General features: G+C 75.4%; 8 protein-coding genes. 4 read left to right on the top strand and 4 right to left on the bottom strand.

From position 1 onward, the window contains the following. Positions 1-209: hypothetical protein (locus ADY01_RS31555; RefSeq protein ID WP_159001541.1), on the top strand; the 209-nt coding region annotated here is incomplete at its 5' end. Positions 210-232: 23 nt separating this feature from the next. On the opposite strand, the gene ADY01_RS31550 is transcribed toward ADY01_RS31555, so the two are convergent. Beyond that, positions 233-1255, bottom strand: coding sequence for an alpha/beta fold hydrolase (locus ADY01_RS31550; RefSeq protein ID WP_049580144.1), 1023 nt, complete (start codon positions 1253-1255; stop codon positions 233-235). A 209-nt stretch (positions 1256-1464) separates the two neighbouring features. Here ADY01_RS31550 and ADY01_RS39475 point away from each other — a divergent pair, with 209 nt between their 5' ends. Next, complete coding sequence (locus ADY01_RS39475) at positions 1465-2280, top strand: class I SAM-dependent methyltransferase (protein ID WP_049580143.1); 816 nt, start codon at positions 1465-1467, stop codon at positions 2278-2280. Between the two features lie 64 nt (positions 2281-2344). Here the strand turns inward: ADY01_RS39475 and ADY01_RS31540 are convergent, their stop codons facing one another. Further along, positions 2345-2878: an EF-hand domain-containing protein gene (locus tag ADY01_RS31540; RefSeq protein WP_049580142.1), complete on the bottom strand. Its 534-nt coding sequence runs from the start codon at positions 2876-2878 to the stop codon at positions 2345-2347. Positions 2879-3150: 272 nt separating this feature from the next. Here ADY01_RS31540 and ADY01_RS31535 point away from each other — a divergent pair, with 272 nt between their 5' ends. Further along, positions 3151-3816: an HAD-IA family hydrolase gene (locus ADY01_RS31535; protein ID WP_049580140.1), complete on the top strand. Its 666-nt coding sequence runs from the start codon at positions 3151-3153 to the stop codon at positions 3814-3816. Positions 3817-3850: 34 nt separating this feature from the next. Here the strand turns inward: ADY01_RS31535 and ADY01_RS31530 are convergent, their stop codons facing one another. Beyond that, complete coding sequence (locus ADY01_RS31530) at positions 3851-4453, bottom strand: TMEM165/GDT1 family protein (protein ID WP_049580139.1); 603 nt, start codon at positions 4451-4453, stop codon at positions 3851-3853. A 4-nt stretch (positions 4454-4457) separates the two neighbouring features. Next, the gene (locus tag ADY01_RS31525) at positions 4458-5069 is read right to left on the bottom strand and encodes a superoxide dismutase family protein (protein WP_053171413.1); all 612 of its coding nucleotides are present in this window, start codon (positions 5067-5069) and stop codon (positions 4458-4460) included. A gap of 272 nt (positions 5070-5341) precedes the next feature. On the opposite strand from ADY01_RS31525, the gene ADY01_RS31520 reads away from it, so the two are divergent. Next, a partial coding sequence (locus ADY01_RS31520) for a DedA family protein (RefSeq protein ID WP_049580147.1) occupies positions 5342-6100 on the top strand: 759 nt, incomplete at its 3' end.

Genomic DNA, 6100 nt, shown 5'->3' with positions numbered 1-6100 from the left:
GGGTGGATGGGGAGGGCGGGACGCTGAACGCGACGGAGGCGGGCCGCGAGGTCACGGCCAGGCTCGCCGAGGCGCGCGAGAGTGCCCTGGCCGAGCTGCTGGGCGACTGGTGGACGCCGGAACGCCCCCGCGACCTGACCGAGCTGGTCCACGCCCTGAGCGCCGAGCTCGGCGGCTCGAACGCGGACCGCCCCCGGCCCGACGCGTGAGGGCATGGTGACGGGGCGTCCGCCTAACGTCCCGGGCCGCCCGTCCCCGGGCCGCCCGTTCCCGGGCCGAGGTCCAGGCCGCCCAGCCAGGAGACGAGGAGCCCGTTGACCTCCTCGGCACGCTCCTGCTGCACCCAGTGCCCGCAGCCGTCGAGGAGGTGCGAGGCCGCCAGCCCCGGCAGCGTCACGGGGAACGCGCGGACCGCGTCGGCCAGCCAGCCGAGCGAGGCGTCCAGCGCGCCGCCGACGAACAGCGAGGGCTGGGTCACCGGGGCCCCGGCCAGCGCGGCCAGGTCCTCCCAGTCCCGGTCGGCGTTGCGGTAGCGGTTCAGCGCCCCGGTGAGCCCGGTGCGCTCGAACTCGGCCGCGTAGAGGTCGAGTTCGCGCTCGTCCAGCCAGGACGGCAGGGGCCCGGAGGGGAAACGGTCGGAGAGCCGCGCGCCGGGCGGGACGAAGAACAGCCTCCCGCCCCCGCCGTCCCGGTCCATGGTGTCGGCGGAGAGCCCGCGGTAGAGCCCGGCCAGCCAGCCCCGCACATCGGGCTCGATCTCGGCCTCGGCCCGCCCCGGCTCCTGGAAGTAGCCGACGTAGAACTCATCGTCCCCGCCGATCCGCGCGAACACCTCGCTCGGCCTGTCCCCGCCGGGAGGGGCGTAGGGGACGCTCATCAGCCCCACCGCGGTGAAGACGTCGGGCCGCAGCAGGGCGCTGGTGCTCGCGATGGGCGAGCCCCAGTCGTGGCCCACGACGACCGCGGTCTCCTCCCCCAGGGCCCGCACCACCGCCACGTTGTCCTCGACCAGCTCGGTCAGCCGGTACGCCTCCACCGCGGCCGGCTTCGACGAACGCCCGTAGCCCCGCACGTCGAGCGCCACGGCCCGGAACCCGGCCGCGGCCAGCGCCGGGAGCTGGCGGCGCCACGAGTACCAGGACTCGGGGAAGCCGTGGACGAGCAGCACCAGCGGCCCGCTGCCCTGCTCGACCAGATGGATCCGCCCGGCCGGTCCCGTGACCACCCGATGCGTTGCGTTCCCGTCCCACTCCATGCGACCTCCCGACGCTCTCCGCGGATCATGCGGCACCCACGGGCCGAGTCCCGCACATCGTTGCCGTTCTGGCAACGGGCCGCCGCCGGTCATGGCCTCGCGAATTCGCGCCACACGCCGGGAAGCACGCCCGCCCGGCCCCCCGCGACTGCCACCGTGCACGCGGGGCCACGGCAGCGGGGCGGGGCCCGGAGACGCGGAGGAGCCAGGTGGAACGGACGCGGGGAGAGCGCTGGGAGTGGACGCGCGAGCGGTATCTGGGCGGCGTGTTCAGCCATGGGACGGCCAGCGAACGGCGGCGGCTCCGCCTTCTGGAGTCCGTCCTCGACGGGCACACCCGGGCCCGCTTCACCGCCCTCGGGCTCGCGCCGGACGACGCGGTGCTTGAGGTCGGCGGGGGCGGCGGCTCGGTGGCCCGGTGGCTGGCCGGTCAGGGCGCCAGGGTGACCGCGACGGACCTGGACACCCGTTTCCTCGAAGAGCTCTCCGACGAGGGCGTGCGGGTGCTGCGCCACGACCTGTACACCGAGGACTTCCCGCCCGGCTCCTTCGACTTCGTCCACGCCCGGTACGTGGTGATCCACCTCCCCGACCCCGACAAGGCGGTCGCCCGGCTCGCCTCCTGGCTGCGGCCGGGCGGCACGCTGCTGATCGAGGAGCCCGCCTCGTTCCCCGTGATGGACTCCCCGCACCCGGCCTACCGCACCGTGATGCGCGCCTTCCGCACCCACCTGGAGCGGACCGTGGGCACGGACACCGGGTGGGCGCGGACGCTGCCGGTGCCGCTGGAGCGGGCGGGGCTCGTCGGTGTCGGGCTCGACGCCCGCATCCAGCCGGTCAACGGCGGCGACGACGAGGCGGAGTGGTGGCGGCTGAACCTGGAGCAGTCGCGGGAGGCCATGGTCGCCGCCGGGCTCGCGGCCGACGCCGACTTCGCCGCCGCCTACCGCGAGCTCGCCTCCCCCGACTTCCGCGACCTCTCCCTCGCCGTCCTCACGGCGTGGGGCCGCCGGGCGGAGGGCTGAGCCCGGCGGCCGGACCGCCCGGCGGGGGCGGCGGGCCGCCTTCTGCCCCCGCCGGGCGGCGCCTTCAGCCGGTGGGATCCCCGACCAGGCGATCCCCCGGGATGCCCGCCTTGTCGGGGGCGTAGAACTCCTTGATGCCGGTGACCCAGGTGTCCACCGTGATCCGGTCCTCCCCGTCCGGCTCGAAGGCGTCGAAGAGCGCCTCGATGTTCGCCGGGGCGAAGCCGATGGCCAGCATCAGCGCCCTGAAGAGGGGCCGCTCGATCAGCCCGTCGCCGTCCGGGTCGCCCAGGGCGGCCAGCGACTCAGCGAACGCGGTGAGCGCCGCGTCGAAGCGCTCGGGGGCCAGGACGATGGCCGTGAACTCGTCGGGGTCGATCCTGTTGTCCTGGTTCGCGTCCAACTCCGCCGCCAGGGCCGCCCAGTAGCCGCGGAAGGCGTCCCGCATCGCCCCCTTCGCCCCCTCCTCGGAGCCGGCCGCCGCCTCGGCGACGCGCTCCCCCATGAGTTCGAAGTCGTCCGCCTCGATGAAGCCGTTCCCATCGGCGTCGAACAGGCCGAACACCAGCTTGACCCGCTGGACCGCTTCTGCCCGCATCGTTCCCCACCTTCCGTTGTGATCCCCCCTTTACTGTCCACGCCGGCGCACAGACCATCCGCTGAACGGCGCACGCTCACCCGAAAGAGTGAGGGCAGGGGTGAACGCGGCCCGAACGCGGACCGACGGTTTGTCGCCATATCCCGGACGGGGGTGGCGGGAAGGGCCCCGCGTTTTGTACCGTAGAGAAACAAAGTGGTTCCGCCCGTCCCCGACCGCTCGGGCGGGACCACTGGCTCGTCGCCGTCCGCACCACCTCGGGAGCACGTTCGATGCCGACCGCCACCACCCTCACGGCCCGCGCCCTGCTCCTCGACATGGACGGCACCCTCGTCAACTCGGACGCCGTGGTCGAACGCGTCTGGCGCGCCTGGGCGGTGGAGCACCACATCGACCCCGCCGACGTCTTCGCGATCATGCACGGCCGCCAGGGGTACGCCACCATGGCCGAGTTGCTCCCCGGCCGCCCGATGGAGGTCAACCGCGCCGAGAACGCCCGGCTGCTCGCCATCGAGACCGCCGACGTGGAGGGCGTCGTCCCCATCGCGGGCGCCGGGGTGTTCCTCGAAGCCTGCGGGCGCGTGCCGCACGCGCTGGTCACCTCCGCCGACACCGCCCTCGCCGAGGCGCGGATGGCCGCGGCCGGGCTGCCCATGCCCGGGATCCGGATCACCGCCGAGTCGGTCAGCGCCAGCAAGCCGGACCCCGAGGGCTTCCTCAAGGGCGCCGCCGAGCTGGGCGCCGACTCCGCCGACTGCGTCGTCTTCGAGGACTCGGCCGCCGGAATCGCCGCCGCCCGCGCGGCGGGCATGCGGGTCGTCGGCATCGGCCCCCGCGCCGCCGCCCTGGCCCCCACCGCGTACGCCGCCACCCTGGAGCGGGTGACGCTCACCCCGCACCCCGACGGCGCCGTGACGATCACGGTCGCCGCGCCCTGACGGCGCCCGGACACGGCGCCCGTTCGGCCCGGCCTCAGCCTCTGATCGCCTCGTAGAGGCTGAACGCGGCCAGCACGAGCATCACCCCCGCCGCCACCCGGCTGATCAGCCGCAGCGGCACCCGTTTCAGCAGCGCCCTGCCGCCCAGCACCCCGATGGCCGCCACCGTCCACAGCGCCAGCACCGCGCCGACCCCGACGGAGAGCGGCTCGTGGTACCGGGCGGCGAGGTTGGCGGTGAGGATCTGCGAGAGGTCGCCGAACTCGGCCACCAGGATCAGCGAGAAGCCGCTGCCCGCCACCCGCCAGAACGAGGGGCCGCCCGGCTCCCGCGCCCGCTCCCCCTCGCCCCCGTTCCCCCGCTCGTCCTTGCGCGACTGCCGGAGCAGCAGCAGCGCGCCCACGATGAACAGCACCGCCACCACCGCCTGCAACGGCCGCCCCGGCAGCAGCCTGAGCGCGCTGCCCGCCGCGATCGCCAGGCAGACGTGCACCAGGAACGCCGCGGCCACTCCCGCGAACACGTACGAGGCGCGGTAGCGCGTCGCGAGGACCAGGGCCGCCAGCGCGGTCTTGTCCGGCAGTTCGGAGAGGAGGATCAGGCCGAAGACGGCGGCGGTGACGGTGAGGCTGAACACCGGGTCAGACGGCGGGGACCGGCCCCGCTCCCGCCCCGGTTCCGAGGAACGGCACCGTGAAGCACGCCGCCCGGCCGCCCGCGTCGCCCGGCGGGTGCCCGTCGTGGCCGTGCGAGGTGGCCCGTTCGTGCAGGACGACCGAGGCCGCCCCGCCCTCGCGGAAGACCCACTCCCGCACGGCCACGGCCCTGCCGACGCCCGCGGAGTCCGCCGTGAAGTCGAGCCACACCTCGTTCTCCTGGGTCACGACGCCCGGCACGTTCTGGTAGTGCCCGCCCGAGGCGGCCGGGTCGGCCGTGCACGGCGCGACGTGGACATGGGTGCCGTAGGTGTGGCCCGGGACCAGGCCGCCGACCGTCACCTCCACCCGCATCCGGTCGCCGAGGACCCGTTGCCTCACGAAGACCTCGGCGCCCGCCGGCACCAGGTCCTCGTCGTAGGTCAGCGCCTCCGGCGGTCGCGGGTCCCCGGGTACCGCCGGCGCGAACCGCCCCGCCTCCCACAGCACCGTCCTGCCCTGGCCGCCCGCCGCGACCGCGGTCCCCGCCGTGCCCGCCGTCGCCACGCAGCCGATCGCGGCGGCCAGCGCCGCCGCGCCCCTCGTCCAAGCCCTCATCGCGCTCCTCGCTCCTCGCTGTTGCGCCGTTCCGCCGCTCCGCGGAGGTCCGGTCCATGGTTCCCGGGGGATCACCCTGCCGGGGGCCCCGGGTGAGACAGTCACCACACGCACCCGCATGCACCCGGCGGAGGTCCCGGGCGTACGCTGTACGGAGGAACCGGAAGACGCAACCAACCGTCTTGGATCGCGTCACCACGGGGAACAACAAGGACACGGACACATGGCGCCGACCGTGTGAGTGCGACCATGGCAGGGGAATCGGGGAGACCGTGCAGGAGACCTTGGGGATACTGCTGTACGCCCCGTGGATCTACGTCATCGTCGCGGTGTCCATCCTGCTCGACGTCTTCGTCCCCGTCCTGCCGAGCGGCGCCCTCGTGGTGACCGCCGCGACCGTGGCCGCGGGGACCGCCGCCGACGTGGCGGGTCTGCCGACGCCCGACGCCGACCCCCGGCTCCCGCACCTCTTCCTGCTCGTGGTCTGCGCGACCACCGCCTCGATCGTCGGCGACCTGCTCGCCTACCGCCTCGCCCTGCGCGGCGGCCGGAGGTTCGGGGACGCCATCGCCCGCTCGCGCCGCCTCACCGCCGCCCAGAAGCGCCTCGACACGGCGCTGACCCGCGGCGGCGGGCCGCTGGTGGTGCTCGCCAGGTTCGCCCCCGCGGGGCGCGCCGTGGTCAGCCTGGGCGCGGGCGTGGCCCGCCGCAGGACCCGGGACTTCCTGCCGTGGTCCGCGCTGGCCGCCGTCGTCTGGACCGGCTACAGCGTCGGCCTGGGGTACCTGGGCGGCCAGCTCCTCGGGGCGAGCTGGATCAGCACGGGGCTGTCCCTGCTCGCGCTGCTCGCGGCGGGCTTCATCCGCGCCCCCGCTGGCCACGGCGCGCCCCCCGGGGGCGAACCCGGCGAGCACCCCCAGCGGCCCCCCCCCCCGGGGGAGCGCCCGGTCGGGGGGCTTCTTGGGGGGGGGGCGGGGGCGCGGGCGGGGGGGGGGGGCCCCCCACCCCCCGCCCGCGCGCCGGGGGCGGGG

Origin of the sequence: Streptomyces sp. SBT349, assembly GCF_001083795.1 — a bacterium.
GTDB lineage: Bacteria > Actinomycetota > Actinomycetes > Streptomycetales > Streptomycetaceae > Streptomyces.
This window is presented reverse-complemented; position numbering and strand designations above follow the sequence as displayed.